The organism is Pseudomonas sp. HLS-6 (assembly GCF_002753995.1).
Lineage (GTDB): Bacteria > Pseudomonadota > Gammaproteobacteria > Pseudomonadales > Pseudomonadaceae > Aquipseudomonas > Aquipseudomonas defluvii.
Genome location: NZ_CP024478.1, coordinates 237,160 through 253,686 on the forward strand (window position 1 = coordinate 237,160; position 16,527 = coordinate 253,686).

The 16,527-nt window shown below is 59.9% G+C and carries 17 protein-coding genes and 1 pseudogene; 6 read left to right on the forward strand and 12 right to left on the reverse strand.

Annotation, left to right across the window (positions count from 1 at the left end; all coding sequences use genetic code 11):
• Nucleotides 1–122: 122 nt before the first annotated feature.
• The 4 genes and pseudogenes from CS390_RS01015 to CS390_RS01030 all read right to left on the reverse strand — a co-directional run.
• Nucleotides 123–482: pseudogene (locus tag CS390_RS01015) on the reverse strand (ATP-binding protein); the annotation flags it as partial.
• A gap of 26 nt (nucleotides 483–508) precedes the next feature.
• Nucleotides 509–2,002, reverse strand: coding sequence for a YifB family Mg chelatase-like AAA ATPase (locus CS390_RS01020; RefSeq protein WP_099773274.1), 1,494 nt, complete (start codon nucleotides 2,000–2,002; stop codon nucleotides 509–511).
• 193 nt (nucleotides 2,003–2,195) lie between these two features.
• The gene (locus tag CS390_RS01025; RefSeq protein ID WP_065758065.1) at nucleotides 2,196–3,674 is read right to left on the reverse strand and encodes an APC family permease; all 1,479 of its coding nucleotides are present in this window, start codon (nucleotides 3,672–3,674) and stop codon (nucleotides 2,196–2,198) included.
• 55 nt (nucleotides 3,675–3,729) lie between these two features.
• Entirely contained in the window at nucleotides 3,730–5,223 is a 1,494-nt protein-coding gene (locus CS390_RS01030) for an aldehyde dehydrogenase (protein WP_065758064.1), read from the reverse strand.
• A gap of 244 nt (nucleotides 5,224–5,467) precedes the next feature.
• Between CS390_RS01030 and CS390_RS01035 the strand changes: the two genes are divergently transcribed.
• The 3 genes from CS390_RS01035 (at nucleotide 5,468) to CS390_RS01045 (ending at nucleotide 7,509) form a co-directional block, all read left to right on the forward strand.
• Nucleotides 5,468–6,223 carry a FadR/GntR family transcriptional regulator gene (locus CS390_RS01035; RefSeq protein ID WP_099773275.1) on the forward strand — a complete coding sequence of 252 codons (756 nt, stop codon included), beginning with the start codon at nucleotides 5,468–5,470 and terminating at the stop codon, nucleotides 6,221–6,223.
• Nucleotides 6,220–6,945 carry a cache domain-containing protein gene (locus CS390_RS01040; protein WP_099773276.1) on the forward strand — a complete coding sequence of 242 codons (726 nt, stop codon included), beginning with the start codon at nucleotides 6,220–6,222 and terminating at the stop codon, nucleotides 6,943–6,945. The genes CS390_RS01035 and CS390_RS01040 overlap by 4 nt, the downstream gene beginning before the upstream one ends.
• Before the next feature lie 78 nt (nucleotides 6,946–7,023).
• Complete coding sequence (locus CS390_RS01045; RefSeq protein ID WP_065758061.1) at nucleotides 7,024–7,509, forward strand: ester cyclase; 486 nt, start codon at nucleotides 7,024–7,026, stop codon at nucleotides 7,507–7,509.
• 103 nt (nucleotides 7,510–7,612) lie between these two features.
• Here the strand turns inward: CS390_RS01045 and CS390_RS01050 are convergent, their stop codons facing one another.
• From CS390_RS01050 to CS390_RS01060, 3 genes are all read right to left on the reverse strand, one after another.
• Entirely contained in the window at nucleotides 7,613–8,344 is a 732-nt protein-coding gene (locus CS390_RS01050) for a hypothetical protein (protein ID WP_099773277.1), read from the reverse strand.
• A complete protein-coding gene (locus CS390_RS01055) occupies nucleotides 8,341–8,589 on the reverse strand; it encodes a hypothetical protein (RefSeq protein WP_065758059.1) in 249 nt (82 codons plus the stop codon). The genes CS390_RS01050 and CS390_RS01055 overlap by 4 nt, the downstream gene beginning before the upstream one ends.
• A 266-nt stretch (nucleotides 8,590–8,855) precedes the next feature.
• Entirely contained in the window at nucleotides 8,856–9,131 is a 276-nt protein-coding gene (locus CS390_RS01060; RefSeq protein ID WP_065758058.1) for an accessory factor UbiK family protein, read from the reverse strand.
• Nucleotides 9,132–9,539: 408 nt separating this feature from the next.
• On the opposite strand from CS390_RS01060, the gene glnK reads away from it, so the two are divergent.
• The 3 genes from glnK (at nucleotide 9,540) to sutA (ending at nucleotide 12,039) form a co-directional block, all read left to right on the forward strand.
• Entirely contained in the window at nucleotides 9,540–9,878 is a 339-nt protein-coding gene (gene glnK / locus CS390_RS01065) for a P-II family nitrogen regulator (RefSeq protein WP_002555808.1), read from the forward strand.
• Nucleotides 9,879–9,919: 41 nt separating this feature from the next.
• The gene (locus CS390_RS01070; protein ID WP_065758057.1) at nucleotides 9,920–11,251 is read left to right on the forward strand and encodes an ammonium transporter; all 1,332 of its coding nucleotides are present in this window, start codon (nucleotides 9,920–9,922) and stop codon (nucleotides 11,249–11,251) included.
• A 467-nt stretch (nucleotides 11,252–11,718) separates the two neighbouring features.
• Nucleotides 11,719–12,039, forward strand: a complete 321-nt coding sequence (sutA, locus tag CS390_RS01075) for a transcriptional regulator SutA (RefSeq protein ID WP_099773278.1) — start codon at nucleotides 11,719–11,721, stop codon at nucleotides 12,037–12,039.
• A gap of 56 nt (nucleotides 12,040–12,095) precedes the next feature.
• Here the strand turns inward: sutA and CS390_RS01080 are convergent, their stop codons facing one another.
• From CS390_RS01080 to lysA, 5 genes are read right to left on the reverse strand one after another with little or no spacing between them, the layout of a single operon-like run.
• Nucleotides 12,096–12,791 carry an HAD family hydrolase gene (locus tag CS390_RS01080; RefSeq protein ID WP_065758055.1) on the reverse strand — a complete coding sequence of 232 codons (696 nt, stop codon included), beginning with the start codon at nucleotides 12,789–12,791 and terminating at the stop codon, nucleotides 12,096–12,098.
• Nucleotides 12,788–13,687, reverse strand: coding sequence for a tyrosine recombinase XerC (xerC, locus tag CS390_RS01085; protein ID WP_065758054.1), 900 nt, complete (start codon nucleotides 13,685–13,687; stop codon nucleotides 12,788–12,790). Before xerC ends, CS390_RS01080 begins: the two co-directional genes overlap by 4 nt.
• A 2-nt stretch (nucleotides 13,688–13,689) precedes the next feature.
• Nucleotides 13,690–14,424 (reverse strand): DUF484 family protein, encoded by a 735-nt coding sequence (locus tag CS390_RS01090; protein ID WP_099773279.1) that lies wholly within the window; start codon nucleotides 14,422–14,424, stop codon nucleotides 13,690–13,692.
• A gap of 13 nt (nucleotides 14,425–14,437) precedes the next feature.
• Entirely contained in the window at nucleotides 14,438–15,268 is an 831-nt protein-coding gene (gene dapF / locus CS390_RS01095) for a diaminopimelate epimerase (RefSeq protein ID WP_065758052.1), read from the reverse strand.
• A 4-nt stretch (nucleotides 15,269–15,272) separates the two neighbouring features.
• Entirely contained in the window at nucleotides 15,273–16,520 is a 1,248-nt protein-coding gene (gene lysA, locus CS390_RS01100) for a diaminopimelate decarboxylase (RefSeq protein ID WP_099773280.1), read from the reverse strand.
• Between the last annotated feature and the right edge of the window lie 7 nt (nucleotides 16,521–16,527).

Sequence of the window (16,527 nt, forward strand, 5' to 3'; positions counted from 1 at the left end):
TAGGATTCTTGAAAATGTTTTCGCAATGTTAGGTGCACTCAACTCTAGGTGGAACGACAGGTTACGAATACGAGCCTGCTTCAGTCGCGTCTATTTCGAAAAAATCGCATTTAATTCGAAAACCTACAGCCACCGCCCACCAGCGCCGCCCCGGAGGCCGAGTGATGTGGGTGGCGAAACGGGCGCTGCGGCCAGCTGTTCAGCGGTACCGGGCTGGCCACCGACTGGATCGCCGCTACCTCCAGAGCTTCCCGCTCGTCCAGTGGTGGCAACAGGCCGGGCAAGCGGCTGGCGAGGAGCGTCTTGCCGGTGCCGGGCGGGCCGCTGAACAACAGGTTATGCGCCCCGGCCGCCGCCACCAACAATGCGCGCTTGGCAGCAATCTGGCCTTGCACTTCACTCAGCTCGGGGCAGGGCCGGCTTTGCTGGATCAAGCTGTTGGCGTGGTAGGGCGAGAGCGGCTCTTGAGCGTTGAAGTGTCCGCCATCTTTGGGCAAGCCTGCTCGCCTTACTGCGTTGCCGGACGATACTGCAGGGCTTCGGCCAGGTGCGCGCGGCTGATCTGCTCGGCCTGCTCCAGGTCCGCGAGGGTGCGCGCCACTTTGAGCAAGCGGTGGGCCGAGCGTAATGACAAGGTCAGGCGTTCGCAGGCGCTTTCCAGCCAGCGCTCGTCGGTTGTGGATAACGGGCAATGCATGCGCAGGCCGGGCAGGTCGAGGAAGGCGTTGGCGCAGCCTTGGCGTTGTTGCTGCAGTGCGCGGGCGGCGGCGACCTGGGCGGCAGCGTTGGCGCTGTTGTCATCACTGTGGGCGGTTGGTGCCAGCGCCGTGGCTTCGCGGGCAACGGTCAGGTGCAGGTCGATACGGTCCAGCAGCGGGCCGGAGAGTTTGTTGCGGTAACGCTGGACCTGCTCGCTGCTGCAGCGGCAGCGCCCGTTCGGGTCGCCCAGGTAGCCGCAGGGGCAGGGGTTCATCGCCGCCACCAGTTGGAAGCGCGCCGGGAAACGGATTTTGTCACGGGCCCGGGCGATCACGATTTCGCCCGATTCCAGGGGTTCGCGCAGCACCTCAAGTACGCGCCGCTCGAACTCCGGCAGTTCATCGAGAAACAACACGCCATGATGGGCCAGGGTGATTTCACCGGGTTGCGGTCGGCTGCCACCGCCCACCAGTGCCGCCCCCGAGGCCGAGTGATGTGGGTGGCGAAACGGGCGCTGAGGCCAGCTGTTCAGCGGTACCGGGCTGGCCACCGACTGGATCGCCGCTACCTCCAGCGCTTCCCGCTCGTCCAGTGGTGGCAACAGGCCGGGCAAGCGGCTGGCGAGGAGCGTCTTGCCGGTGCCGGGCGGGCCGCTGAACAACAGGTTATGCGCCCCGGCTGCGGCCACCAGCAATGCGCGTTTGGCGGCAATCTGGCCTTGCACTTCACTCAGGTCGGGGTAGGGCCGGCTTTGCAGGATCAGGCCGTTGGCGCGGTAAGGCGAGAGTGGCTCCTGAGCGTTGAAATGCCCGACCAGTTCCAGCAGGTGTTCGACGGCGAATACGGTGAGCCCGGAGGCCATGCAGGCTTCTTCGGCATTTTCCTTCGGCACCACCAGCGCCCGTCCGGCATCGCGTGCGGCCAGCGCTGCTGGCAACACACCCTGCACCGGGCGAATCGCCCCGGACAGCGCCAGTTCGCCAAGGCATTCAACGTCATGTAGCGCCATGATGGGGATCTGCCCGTTGGCAGCAAGAATGCCCAGCGCGATGGCCAGATCGAAGCGTCCGCCATCCTTGGGCAGGTCGGCAGGGGCGAGGTTGAGCGTGATTCGTCGGGCGGGAAACTCCAGGCTGGAGTTGAGTATCGCACTGCGTACCCGGTCTTTGCTTTCCTTGACCGTGGCTTCGGGTAGCCCAACCAGGGTGAGCGTGGGCAGGCCGTTGGCCAGGTGCGCCTCGACGGTAACGGCCGGGGCCAGCACGCCAACCTGGGCGCGGCTGTGAACGATAGCAAGAGACATGTTCGCTCCATGATCAGTACGGGGCCGCGTCCTGCGGCTAAGGCAAGGATAGTGGGGCAGGGCAGGGATGCTGGAGGGAGAGTGATGCTGGAGATTGCGAGGCAGGTAGCAGGTCACGTCTGATACTGGCCCCGAAAAACAAAGAAGGCCGTGCATTGCTGCAAGGCCTTCTTTTTTTAAGCGTACCAAGGCGCTACTTTTTGTGTAGCTCCCACGCATCAGCAAACGGTGCCGTGCCTTTGTCGTATGGCTTGAACAGGGTCATGTAGAGCAAGCCGAAGACGATCACGACGGCGGCGGTCAGCAAGATGCCGTAGTTGCTGTACCAAGGCGCCTCCGGGGTACGTGGCCAGGACATGTTGGCGACCGCCAGCAAGCCGTAGACCAGCGCCAGGATGTTCACGATCCAGCCCCAACCGCCAAGGGTGAATTGACCTGCTGGTTTCCAGCCGCGGATTCGAGCGAACAGCGCTCCGCCCACGATCATCTGGAAGGACAGGTAAATGCCAATGGCTGCGAAGCTGACGACGATCGCGATGGCGTTCTCCAGGAAAAAGCCTGCGCAGACGATGAATGCCGGGATCACACCGCAGGTGATCAGTGCAGCCGTTGGCACACGTGTTGTCGGCGAAAGACGCTTGAGTACATTGCTGCCCATGACCATCTCGTCCCGTGCAAAGGAGTAGAGCAACCGGCTGGCGGCAGCCTGCAAGCTCAGTACGCACGACACGAAGGAAATGGTGATGACCGCCGTCACGACGCGCCATCCGGTTGGCCCGAACGCATTGGCCATGATGGTGGACATCGGGTCTTTGTCATCGCCCGAGAGCACCTTGGCGATGTCCGGGACCGCCAGAATCAGTGCCAGTGCCGCAAAAATCGCGGCACCACCACCAATGTAGATGGTCATGCGCATGGCCTTGGGAATGCGTTTGCTCGGGTTGGGGGTTTCTTCCGCGACGTCGCCGCACGCCTCAAAGCCGTAGTAGAGGAACATGCCTGCCAGCGATGCGGTCAGGAATGCGGGCCAGTAGCTGCCGTCGATGCTGATGTCGAAGGTATTGAACAGCACCGAGAACGGCTGGTGGCGCTCGAAAATCAGCAGGTAACCACCGATGACAATGGCGCCCAGCAGTTCGCAGATAAAGCCGAACATGGCCACTTTTGCCAAGAGGCTGGTCCCGCTCAGGTTCAGCACGGTGGCCATTGCGGTGAGCGCCAGCGCGATCAGGGTGTTGGTCACCGGGCTGGGCTCGAAGCCCAGCATGGCGGCGATGTAGGGCCCTGCGCCCAGCGATACGGCAGCAATGGTCACACACAATGAGACGGAATAGATCCAGCCCACCATCCAGGCCCAGCGCTTGCCCACCAGGCGACGCGCCCACGGATAAACGCCCCCGGAGATCGGGAATTGTGAAACGACCTCGCAGAAAATCAGGCACACCAGCATTTGCCCGAGACCGACCAGTAAGTACGACCAGAACATTGGCGGCCCACCCGCCGCCAAACACAGGCCGAACAGCGTATAGACGCCGACCACCGGGGAGAGGTAGGTGAAGCCCAGGGCAAAGTTTTCCCAGAGGCTCATGCTTCTTTCAAAGTTGGACGTGTAGCCAAGCGCCCTTAACTGGGCGGCATCGCTATCAGCCATGGAAAATTCAGAGCTGTTCATGTTGTTGTCCTGAAAAGTGTGTCCTGCCGGCTGTTTTTGCTGTTGTCTTGCTGCCTTACAACTTGATCCAGGTGGCCTTCAGTTCGGTGTACTTGTCGAAGGCATGCAGCGACTTGTCACGGCCATTGCCCGACTGTTTGAAACCACCGAAGGGCGCGGTCATGTCACCGCCGTCGTATTGGTTGATCCAGACGCTACCGGCGCGCAAGGCCTTGGCGGTCAGGTGGGCCTTGGAGATATCGGCGGTCCAGATGGCCGCGGCCAGGCCGTACGGGGTGTCATTGGCGATCCGGATGGCATCGTCGACGTTGTCGAAGGCGATCACCGACAATACTGGGCCAAAGATCTCTTCCTGAGCGATCTTCATGGCGTTGCTGACGCCGTCGAAGATGGTCGGTTCAACGTAGGTGCCACCGGTTTCCTGCAAGATGCGCTTGCCGCCGGCTACCAGTTTGGCGCCCTCGGTATGGCCCGACTCGATGTACGAGAGCACGGTGTTCATCTGCTGGGTGTCGACCAGCGCGCCAACGGTGGTCGCCGGGTCCAGTGGGTTGCCTGGCTTCCAGTACTGGAGGGCCTCGATCACCCGTGGCAGGAAGGCGTCCTTGATCGAACGTTCTACCAGCAGGCGCGAGCCGGCGGTGCACACTTCGCCTTGGTTGAAGGCGATGGCCGCGGCAGCAGACTCGGCAGCGGCTTGCAGGTCCGGGGTATCGGCGAAGACGATGTTCGGGCTTTTGCCGCCGGCTTCGAGCCAGACGCGTTTCATGTTGGATTCGCCAGCATAGATCATCAGTTGCTTGGCGATTTTGGTTGAGCCGGTGAACACCAGTGTGTCGACGTCCATGTGCAGGGCCAGCGCCTTGCCGACGGTGTGGCCGAAGCCTGGTAATACGTTCAGCACGCCCGCCGGAATGCCTGCGTCAATCGCCAGCTGGGCAATGCGAATGGCGGTCAGCGGTGATTTTTCCGAGGGTTTGAGGATTACCGAGTTGCCGGTGGCCAAGGCCGGGCCCAGTTTCCAGCAGGCCATCATCAACGGGAAGTTCCACGGCACGATGGCGACCACGACACCGACCGGTTCGCGTGTTACCAGGCCCAATTGATCATGGGGGGTTGCCGCCACTTCGTCGTAGATCTTGTCGATCGCTTCGCCGCTCCAGCTCAGCGCTTGCGCTGCTTGCGGCACATCGACCGCCAGTGAGTCGCTGATCGGCTTGCCCATGTCCAGGGTTTCCAACAGCGCCAACTCGTCGGCGTTGGCCATCAGCAGGTCGGCGAAGCGCACCATGATCTGCTTCCTGTCCGCTGGCGCCATGCGCGACCAGACGCCAGAATTGAACGTGGCGCGAGCAACGCTGACAGCATGGTCGGCGTCGGCGGCCGTGCAACTGGCGACTTTGGTCAGCAGTCGACCGTCGACCGGGCTCAGGCAGTCAAACGTTCCGCCTTCGATCGCGTGGGTGTATTCCCCACCGACAAAGGCCCGCCCTTCTATCTTCAGTTCTCGTGCCCGGGTTTCCCATGTGCTTAGCGTTGGATTCGTCATGATCTGCCATTCCTCTGTGTCGATGCCAATGGCCCCTCAGCGCTATCGGTGAGTCGCGGAGCCGGGCTGCCTAGTAAACATTTAAAACCATATCTTATGAATTTGAGCCTGCCAATTGACCTGTCGTTTTTGCCTAAAAACGACATTTGAGCGACTGATTTTTGTTTGGCTTGTGCATTCCTGTTGAGTTTTTAAGCCGATATGGCTAAAAGAAAACTGGTTTCATATTTTTAGTGGCGAGTAGATGACTCAACTGAACAAAGTGAACCGCCTGTCCCTGTTGCAAGTCAGCCAGGAGGGCAAGCCCGAGGAAGTGGCTCGCCGACTGATCGAGGTCATTGAGCTGGGGCTGATTGGTGAAGGTGAGCAGTTGCCCAGTGAGAGTGAACTGGCGACTCGCTTCGGCGTGGCGACCGTGACATTGCGCGACGCGTTGGCGATTTTGCGTCAGCGGGGTGTTGTTGCAACCAAGCGCGGCAGAAACGGCGGCAGTTTCGTCTGTGCCCCTGTGGAGGTTTCCGATGACTTCCTCAAGGCCAGGCTCAGTGCGATGAGTTCGCTGGAGCTTCGCGACCTGTGCGACGAGCAAATCGCTATTTCGGCTACTGCCGCAGGCTTGGCGGCCAGCCGATCTACCAGTGCCCAGCATCAAAGGCTGGAGCATTTCGTGACGGCGCTCCAAGAGGCCACGACCCGAAGCGAGCTTCGCCGGGCGGATGCACGATTTCATATCGAGGTTGCGGTTGCTGCGCAGTCAGTGCGATTGACGCACGCAGAAATGCGCCTTCAGTCCCAAATGGGCGAGTTGCTATGGATCTCTATGGCGGACGCTCAAAAGAGTACGGTCATTGCGGAGCACCGGGCGATCCTGCAGGCCGTGATGGCCGGTGAGTCTAATCTGGCCAGTGCGCTGACAGAGGCTCATGTCAAAGAGGGCATAAAACGCCTGATGGATTTGCGCTACGCACTGCTTGAGCTGCAAGAGGCTACATCACCATGATCACAGTCGAACAAAACGAAGAGCTTCATCAGTGTGCCCAGCGATTGGAAGCGATCTTCTGCACCCTGTTCGAGCAATTGAACAGCTTGGCCGGGGAAGTGGTAACGGTCTGGGAGGCGCTGGATGCCGAAGGGCGGAAGCCGACCTCCAAAGACCTCGCTTTTCTTCAGGCGACCATTGAAGCGCGGCTGTTGGCAAACGACAGCTATATCCACGGGACGGGGGTGGTGCTGGAGCCGGGTGAGCTTGCGGACCAAGAATTGTTTCTTGAGTGGTTCTACCGCCCCTCCAGCGGCAAAGTCGCCCCGATGATGCTGAACTTCAATCGTCAAAGCGAGAGTTTCTACAACTACCAGGGCATGCCTTGGTTTACGCGTCCTAAACTGACGGGTGAAGCGTCGGTCGAGGGGCCGTTCGTGGACCTGTACGGTACAGAGCTTTACATACTGGCCTTCTCCGTTCCGATTGTTGCCAAGGGGCATTTTGTCGGCGTTGCCGCAGCGGATATCGCCCTGCACGAATTCGATCAGTTGCTCACCCGGTGCCTGCTGCGGATGAAAAACGAGGCGTTCATCATCAATGCTGAAGGCCGAATCGTTGCCGCCAATTCGGCCAACTGGTTCGTGGGGAACATTGCCAGCCGCCCTGCAGCTGCCAACGTGCGAAAGCTTGAACCGTTATCGATCGAGTGGTCATTGGTTGAACTGCCAACGCCGCGATAGGCCGTGGCCTACCCTCAACGCACCACTGATACCTGTTTCCGTTTCTACCACAACAGCAACAATCGAAGAGGAAATACCATGCGTCGACTGTCGATACGTCTCGTTAGCCTCCTTTGCATGCTCTTGTTCGCCCAGTTGTCGATTGCAGCGGAAAAACAGAGCACCCGGAGCATCATCGATGCTTACATGAGTGCCTGGAACAAGCATGACCCCAATGCGGCGGCGCAGTACTTCGCTGAAAACGGGGAGTTTCTGGATGCGTCCGTAGGGATCCCTCAAGTCGGCCGGGAAACGGCCAGGGATAAAGTCATCAAGCTGTTTATCGATGCCGTGCCGGATTTGAAGTGGCAGATGGTTGGCGAGCCGATCATTGAAGGCGACAACATTGCCTTTGAATGGCAGTTCGATGGCCATAACACCGGTGCCTGGGCACCTGAAACCCCTGCGACCAACAAGCCGTTGAGTTTCAAAGGGGTCAGCTTCATCCGCCTGAAGGATGGCAAGATCGCGACGCAGCATGATTACTACGATGCGTTGTCGTTCAACAAGCAGTTGGGCTGGTAAGCGGGCCGCGAGCGGGGCTGGTCAGCCCCGTTCGCTGTTTTCTGCCAGACGTTTCTGAACAAGATTGGCGGGTCGTTGCTCTGTTGCGCCGGCCTTTTCTGCGCTAGGTCGAGACTTTGTCTACATAGGCAGCCATGAACCAGTCCGGCATTTCTTCTGTTCGGAACTGTAAAGCTGTTCCGTCTGTAATCTCGGCAAGTAACACCAGATCAGGGCCCGAGTTGTCAAAAATATAGGCACGATTTGCTGCGGCTATTGCTGATGGCAGCAGATCCAGGCTGCGTGAGTAGCGCTGGATGATTTTGTCCCTTGGAACGTTATGGCCACCGGAGTCTACGCGGATCTTGACCCGGTTAATATTGATGTACGGGTCTTCTGTGGCCACAAAGTAAAGGTAGGTTCTATACCCTAGTGCTTTTGCCTTCAGCATGAACTCGATTTTGTCCTTTGAGGACATCACGGTCTCGAATGTAAACGAGAGGCATGCCTGAAGGAGTTTGTTTCTGATGAAGTCGGACGCCACGGAGGCAAAGTAGGAGTTTATCTGAACAGACCGAAAGTCCAGGCAGTTGTTACTGACGGTAAGTTTGCTGGCCTGTTCGGTCAGATTGGCGTTCAGGATCAGTCGATGATTCAGAAAAAAATCCAGAACCTCAGATGGTTCGACCTCTAGCTGAAAGTCACTAAATGACAGGAGGCCACTTTCGTTTGCCGTCTTCTCGATTTCGTCAGGATTGATGTAGATCCCAATCAGATGATGCGGAATCGCGCTCTTCATGGTGCTTTTTCCGGAACCGTTGGGGCCGGCAAAGACACGCAGACGAGGGATTTTCATGAAACCCGGCGCACGTTAATTACAGATCCAACGCTCACTTTATGTTTGGGCTTGGTTGAGCAGATCACTTTTCGATCACCGTCCGCAGAGGTCTCGACGATCATGCCGTCCACTACCTCAGCCACAGCACGACCCGAACCCAAAGCATTGATATAGGCAGAGCTGATAGCACCCGCAGCCATACCTGGGATCTTGTCCTCAAGGCAGTTCAGGAGGTCTTCATTCAATGCTTTGTCGGCTTTCATGTCTGCTCCGTATGGTCAGGGCGTGTGCTCTGCTCATCATCTTAGCCCCGCGTCTCAGGCTTTGACAGCATGGCTCTGTATAGGCTGCCACTCGCTGTCAGACGCTTCTGAAGCATGCCCTATCCGGGGGTGTTGTTATGTTGCGCTCGCCTTCTGCGCTGGTGAATGGATGGCTGGGGTTACTGGGGTGTCGCGCAGTCGCCGGTAAGGCACCTCACACCTGTAGGTGTCGGCCTTGCTGGCGATTAGCCGCTGCGCGTGGGTGATTACTGCTCGGTGGCTGTTTCTACCGGCGGGGTCATCCGCGCTTCCAGTTCCAGTACTTTGGCTTCCAGCGCCTCCAGGCGGGCGCGGGTACGGGCCAGTACCACCATCTGGCTGTCGAACTCTTCGCGGCTGACCAGTTCAAGCTTGCTGAAACCGCTTTGCAGCAGCGCCTTGAACTGGCTTTCCAGTTCACTGCGAGGCTGTGAGGTGTCGCTGCTGAAAAGGCGCGAGGCCTGGTCGCTCAGGGCATCGAGAAAGGCTTTGGGCGCGAGCATGGGCAGTATCCAGAAAATTCCACAAGGCCGGCAGTGTATCACGCAAGGAAACCGGGCTCGCATTGCACACTTTTTGCGCATCGCGGCGCAATGCCGCGCACCGTAGTTGTGCGCCCGAACCTTGCTGGCGAATGGCCAAACTGACCGGGTTGCCGTAAGTCGTTGTAATTGGTGAATTTGTCGGACATGGCAAGGTTTCTGCTTAGACCACTGTGACCCATGCACCGATGCTGTCGCTGTGACGATGCAGTGCGCAAATGGAGCGAAGGACGTGTTTCGTAAGACGTGGTTTGTGGCGTCGGCTTGATGATGAGTGGTCGACGACGCGTTACAAAGCCAAGCGCTGCGCTTAGACTTGAGTCGGGTTTGTTTTCCTGGGGCAAGTCCACCAATTCGGGAGAAAGTTTCATGAAGCTAGTCACTGCCATCATCAAGCCGTTCAAATTGGACGACGTGCGCGAGTCGTTGTCTGAAATCGGCGTGCAGGGCATTACCGTTACCGAAGTCAAAGGTTTCGGTCGGCAGAAAGGCCACACCGAGCTGTATCGCGGTGCGGAGTATGTGGTCGATTTCCTGCCCAAAGTGAAGATTGATGTCGCCATTGACGACAAGGATCTGGACCGGGTCATCGAAGCCATCACCAAGGCGGCCAATACCGGCAAGATCGGTGACGGCAAGATCTTTGTGGTGAATCTGGAACAGGCTATCCGTATTCGTACCGGCGAAACCGATACCGACGCGATCTAACAAAAAGCCGCCCCAAACCCAACGCCCCAGGAGATAACATCATGACTCTGCGTCAGTTCGCAGGGCTAGGAGCCCTTTTGTCCCTCGTAATGCCTGGCCTGGCCCTGGCAGAGGACGCAGCACCTGTGCTCAACTCCGGCGATACCGCCTGGATGTTGACCTCTACAGCCTTGGTGCTGTTCATGACCATCCCCGGCCTGGCGCTGTTTTACGGCGGCATGGTGCGGTCCAAGAACGTCCTGTCGGTGATGATGCAGTGTTTCGCGATCACTGGCCTGATCAGCATTCTCTGGGTCGTTTATGGCTACAGCATGGCGTTCGATACCACCGGTATGGAACAGGGCGTAGTCAACTTCAATTCTTTCGTCGGCGGCATGTCCAAGGCGTTCCTCGCCGGTGTGACGCCATCGAGCCTCACCTCCGCGACGGCGTTGTTTCCGGAAGCCGTGTTCATCACCTTCCAGATGACCTTCGCGATCATTACGCCGGCTCTTATTGTCGGTGCCTTTGCCGAGCGCATGAAGTTTTCGGCCATGCTGATCTTCATGGCCATCTGGTTCACCGTGGTCTATGCGCCTATTGCGCACATGGTCTGGAGTGGCAGCGGCGGCCTGATGTGGGACTGGGGCGTGCTGGACTTCGCGGGCGGCACCGTGGTGCATATCAACGCCGGTATCGCCGGCCTGGTGGCTTGCCTGGTGCTGGGCAAGCGTAAAGGCTTCCCGATCACCCCCATGGCGCCCCATAACCTGGGTTACACCCTGATGGGTGCGGCCATGCTCTGGGTCGGCTGGTTCGGCTTCAACGCCGGCTCTGCCGCCGCCGCCAATGGCACCGCCGGTATGGCCATGCTGGTCACCCAGATTGCCACTGCCGCCGCTGCGCTGGGCTGGATGCTTGCCGAGTGGCTGACGCACGGTAAACCAAGCGCTCTGGGTATCGCTTCGGGTGTGGTTGCAGGCTTGGTAGCCATCACCCCGGCCGCTGGCACTGTAGGCCCGATGGGGGCGCTGGTGATCGGCCTGGTGGCTTCGGTGATCTGCTTCTTCTGCGCTACCAGCCTCAAGCGCAAACTGGGCTATGACGACTCGCTGGATGCCTTCGGTGTACACGGCATCGGCGGTATTGTCGGCGCGCTCCTGACCGGTGTGTTTGCTGCGCCGTCCCTGGGTGGTTTCGGCACCGTCGAGGACATCGCCGCGCAAGTCTGGATTCAGGCCAAGGGCGTAGGCTTTACCGTGATTTACACCGCAATCGCCACCTACGTGATCCTCAAGGTTCTGGACCTGGTCATGGGCCTGCGGGTCAACGAAGAAGAAGAGTCGGTCGGCCTCGACCTGGCTCAGCACAATGAGCGTGGTTACGCACTGTAATCGCCAGAAAAAAACTGCCCGGTTCGCCGGGCATTTTTTTGCCTGCGATTTGAGCCGGAAATTACACGCAAACGGTTTCCTCAAATACTTGCGCAGGTACTGCCCTGAAGCGTTTGCCCTTAAGCACAAGACTTACAGGCAACAAGGATATTTAGACACTTTGTTTTTTCCCACAGCACGCTAGAATGCGCGCCGAAGGGTGCTTATCAGTGGTCCGCATACTTCGGTACCCTTTGCTAGGCTTGTCAATGGGCATGCCCATGACGCCAGGGTGGGCCGGCTCGGTGTCGCCGGTGGCTCTTTACTTTTTGTCGGGCTCGGTGTGTGTCGGGCTCGCATGGCGCTTGCCGGTAGGGCGAGCGTTGCAGGTGATGGGGCTTCATCACCTTTGAATTTTGCCCGGCGGCTGCGCTATTTGCGCCGCGGGTCCATAACTAATGTGCTTTTCGCAAGTCATGAGGTAGAACATGAGCGACGACGATCTGGAAAATGATGACCTCGAAGTAGGCGACGAAGACGAAGGCGACGAAGGCCTGGAAGCCGCTGCCGAAGACGTGGCAGACGACGGTGACGACAGTCCCGTACCGGTCGCCAAAGGCAAATCCAAGGCGGCTGTCTCGGTTGACGAGATGCCAAGCATGGAAGCCAAGCAGAAAGAGCGTGATGCCTTGGCCAAGGCCATGGAAGAGTTCCTGGCTCGCGGTGGCAAGGTGCAGGAAGTTGAGCCGAATGTGGTCGCTGACCCGCCCAAGAAGCCGGACAACAAATACGGTAGCCGCCCTATCTGAGTGGTTGTCGTAACAAAAAGCCCGCTGTCGCTGCGGGCTTTTTTGTGTGCGCTGTTTTAGCGCCAGCGGGACAGGATTTCAGGAAGCTGCGAGAGGCGCTGGATTTCGGCATCCGGGTGTTGTTCGGCCTCCCAGGTCTTGCCTTGAGGGTTGAACCAGATCGCCCGCAGGCCTGCTTGTTGGGCGCCCGCGATGTCGTCGCCGGGGTGATCGCCAATATGTACCGCCGCACTGGCTTCTACCTGGCCACGGCGAAGGGCTTCCTGGAAGGGCTGCGGGTCGGGTTTGCCGATGCCCAGGTCTTCTGCGCACAAGGTGAACTTGAAATAGTCGGCCAGCCCCAGGCGGCGCACATCGGCGTTGCCGTTGGTGACGACGCCCAGGCTGTAGTGACGGCAGAGCAATTCCAGCACCGGCTGCACTTCCGGAAAAATGTCGATTTGATGGCGGGCATGCAGGAAGACTTCAAAGCCCTCGTTGGCCAGCTCCCGGGCGTGCGCCTCACTGTAGCCAACCTCTTCCAGTGCATGGAACAGCACCCGGCGCCGTAGTGCGCTGATGCGGTGCTTGAGCCCCGGTTCGGCCTGTACCAGGCGCTCGCGAATGGCATACAGGTGCTCGACCGGCACGGGGCCCAGGTTGGGGGCATTGGCCGCCAGCCAATCTCGCAGTACGGCTTCGGCGCTGACAATAACCGGGGCGGTGTCCCACAGGGTGTCGTCCAGGTCGAAGGTGATCAGCTCGATACTCATGTGTCGCTGTCCTTACTGCGCTTGGCCCGTGGATGGGCGCTGTCGTAAACCGCAGCCAAGTGTTGGAAGTCCAGGTGAGTGTAGATCTGCGTGGTGGCGATGTCGGCATGGCCGAGCATTTCCTGGACGGCGCGCAGGTCTTGGGAGGACTCCAGCAGGTGGCTGGCAAAAGAGTGCCGTAACATGTGTGGGTGCAGGTTTTGCCCCAGCTCCCTTACGCCGGCGGCCTGTACCCGCAGTTGGATCGCCCGACGGCCAAGGCGACGGCCCTGGCGGGTGACAAACACCGCGCCATCTTCAGGCGCGCTCATGCCGCGCAATTTGAACCACTGTTGCAGGGCCTCGCGGGCTTTGCGGCCCACCGGCAGTACGCGGGTCTTGCTGCCTTTGCCATGCACCTGTACCAGGCCTGCGGCGAGGTCCAGTTGCTCCATGTTCAGGCTGGTCAGCTCCGACAGGCGCAGCCCGGAGGAGTAGAACAACTCCAGGATGGCCTGATCGCGCCGGCCGATGAAGTCGTCTTCAACGGCTCCGTCGAGCAATTGCAGGGCGCGGTCGGTGTCCAGGGTCTTGGGCAGGCGCCGCTCGCCTTTGGGGGCCGACAGACCGGTGGCCGGGTCGTGGCTGCATAACCCTTCACGGTTGAGGTAGCGATAGAAACCGCGCACGGCCGAGAGCATGCGGGCCAGGCTACGTGAGGACTGCCCGTGTTGATGCTGACGGGCAACGAACTGACGCAGCTGTTGGATCTGCAGGTCGTTCCAGCTGTTGATGCCGGCCTTGGCGCAGTACGCCAGGACATTGTCGAGGTCGCTCCGGTAGGCCAGTTGGGTATGCGGTGACACCTGACGTTCGTTACGCAGGTATGCACAGAACGCGTCCAACTGGCGTTGCATGGTTAGCGCACCGAACGCAGGGTTTGCGTGAAGCGTGGAACGACACGGCCCAGGACTTCGGCAATGTAGCCCAGGAACAGGGTGCCGACACTGCTCTTGTAGTGCTGCGGATCTCGGCTGCCGATCGCCAGCACGCCATGCAGGCCCTGATGGTTGAGTACGGCGACGGCGCTGGAGCCGACTTCTTCACGCTGCTCTTCACCGAACAGGAAGTCCAGCTCATGGTCGCGCAGCGAGCCGCTGACGGTCTTGCCGCCGCAGAGCAAGCTGCCAATGGCTTGTTGGGCCTCGGTACTGTTGACCCAGCGGCCCACCGAAGTGGCGTTGTCACTGAACAGTATGAGGCTGACAAACGGCACCTTGAACTCCTGGCGCAGGCTGTCTTCGACGGCCATGACCACTTCCTCGAGGCTGTTGGCATCGAGCAGGTCGAGGATCAAGCGGCGGGTCTTGTCGAACAGGCGGTCATTGTCGCGGGCGACGTCCATCAGCTGTGACAGGCGATGGCGCATCTCGATGTTGCGATCACGCAGGAGCTTGAGCTGGCGCTCGACCAGCGAGACGCTATCGCCACGCTGGTGAGGGACGTGCAGTTCCACCAGCAGTTCATCATGCTCGGTGAAAAATGCCGGGTTGGCGCGCAAGTAGGCGGCCACGGCCTCGGCCCCAAGGGCCGGTGTCATGCCCTGATCACTCGGGGCGGGGTGTTCGACGGGGGCCTGGGGCTGATCGGTCATGGCTGATACTCACTCATAGACGAACCTGTCCTTCGAAAACGCGCACGGCCGGCCCGGTCATCATCACCGGGTGGCCAGGTCCTGCCCATTCAATCGACAGGCGCCCGCCTGGCAGGTCGATAAGCAGGGGTGAATCCATCCAGCCTTGGCTGATCGCGGCCACTGCAGCAGCGCAGGCGCCGGTACCGCAGGCCTGGGTTTCCCCGGCGCCACGTTCCCAGACCCGCAGTTGTGCGCGGTGCCGATCAATGACCTGGATAAAGCCGACATTCACACGTTGCGGGAAGCGTGGGTGGTGTTCGATCTTCGGCCCCAGGGTATGTACCGGTGCCTGGTTGATGTCATCGACACGCAGCACGGCGTGCGGGTTGCCCATGGAGACGGCGGCCATTTCGACCTGCTGGCCGTCCACATCCACCGAATAGCTCAGGGCTTGTTCGGGGGCCTGGAACGGAATATCGGCCGGGACCAGCCGTGGTGGGCCCATGTCGACACAGATCTGCCCATCGCTACGGACATTGAGCTCAATGACGCCGCTACGGGTTTCGACGCGGATCTGTTTCTTGGCGGTCAGGCGTTTGTCCAGCACGAAGCGGGCGAAGCAACGTGCACCGTTACCGCACTGTTCTACTTCGGAGCCGTCGGCGTTGAAGATCCGGTAGCGAAAGTCCACGTCCGGATTGCTCGGTGCTTCGACGATCAGTAACTGATCGAAGCCGATACCGGTATGCCGGTCGCCCCATTGCTTGGCGTGCTTGGGCAGAATGTGTGCATGCTGGCTGACCAGGTCGAGGACCATGAAGTCATTGCCCAGGCCATGCATTTTGGTAAAACGCAGCAGCATGGGGTTACTCCGGCAACTGGCTTTCGCCTGCGAACAGTTCGGCTACGGTCTCGCGACGACGCACTTCAAAGGCCTTGTCGCCATCGACCAGAACTTCGGCGCAGCGGCCACGGGTGTTGTAGTTTGAGCTCATGACAAAGCCATAGGCACCCGCTGAATGCACAGCCAGCAGGTCGCCCTCGGCCAGGTTCAGTTGACGCGCTTTGGCCAGGAAGTCGCCGGTTTCGCAGATCGGTCCGACCACGTCATAGGTGCGTGGCTCGCCCGCACGCGGCTGCACGGCTGTCACGTCCATCCAGGCTTGATACAGGGCTGGGCGGATCAGGTCGTTCATCGCCGCATCGACGATGGCGAAATCCTTGTGTTCCGTGTGCTTGAGGTACTCGACACGGGTCAGCAGCACGCCGGCATTGGCGACGATGTAACGACCCGGCTCGAAGACCAGGGTCAGGTCACGTTCGCCGACACGCTCGCGTACGGCCTTGATGTAGTCGGCAATAAGCGGTGGCTGTTCGTCGTTGTAACGCACACCAACACCACCACCCAGGTCCAGGTGACGCAGGTGGATGCCACATTCGGCCAGGCGGTCGATCAGCGCCAGCAGGCGGTCGAGTGCGTCGAGGAACGGGGCGAGGGTGGTCAGCTGCGAACCGATATGGCAGTCGACACCCACCACTTCCAGGTTCGGCAGTTGAGCTGCGCGCAGATAGACGGCCTCGGCATCGGCGATGGCAATGCCGAACTTGTTCTCTTTCAGCCCGGTGGAAATGTACGGGTGGGTACCGGCATCGACGTCAGGGTTGACCCGCAGCGAAATCGGCGCGCGTACGCCCATCTCGGCGGCGACGACCTGCAGGCGTTCCAGTTCGTCAGTGGACTCGACGTTGAAGCAGTGTACGCCGACTTCCAGGGCCCGACGCATGTCTTCACGGGTCTTGCCAACGCCGGAGAACACCACGCGGTCGGCGCGTCCGCCAGCGGCCAGGACGCGTTCCAGCTCACCGCCGGAGACGATGTCGAAGCCTGCGCCCAAGCGGGCGAGCACGTTCAGCACGGCCAGGTTGGAGTTCGCCTTGACTGCAAAGCAGACCAGGTGCGATACGCCTTCCAGGGCATCGGTATAGCTGCGGTAGCGCTCTTCGATATGGGCGCGCGAGTAAACGTACGTCGGCGTTGCGAAGCGCGCGGCGATGGCTGACAGCGCTACGTCTTCCGCGAACAGTTCACCTTCGCGGTAGCTGAAAGCGTCCATGGGATTC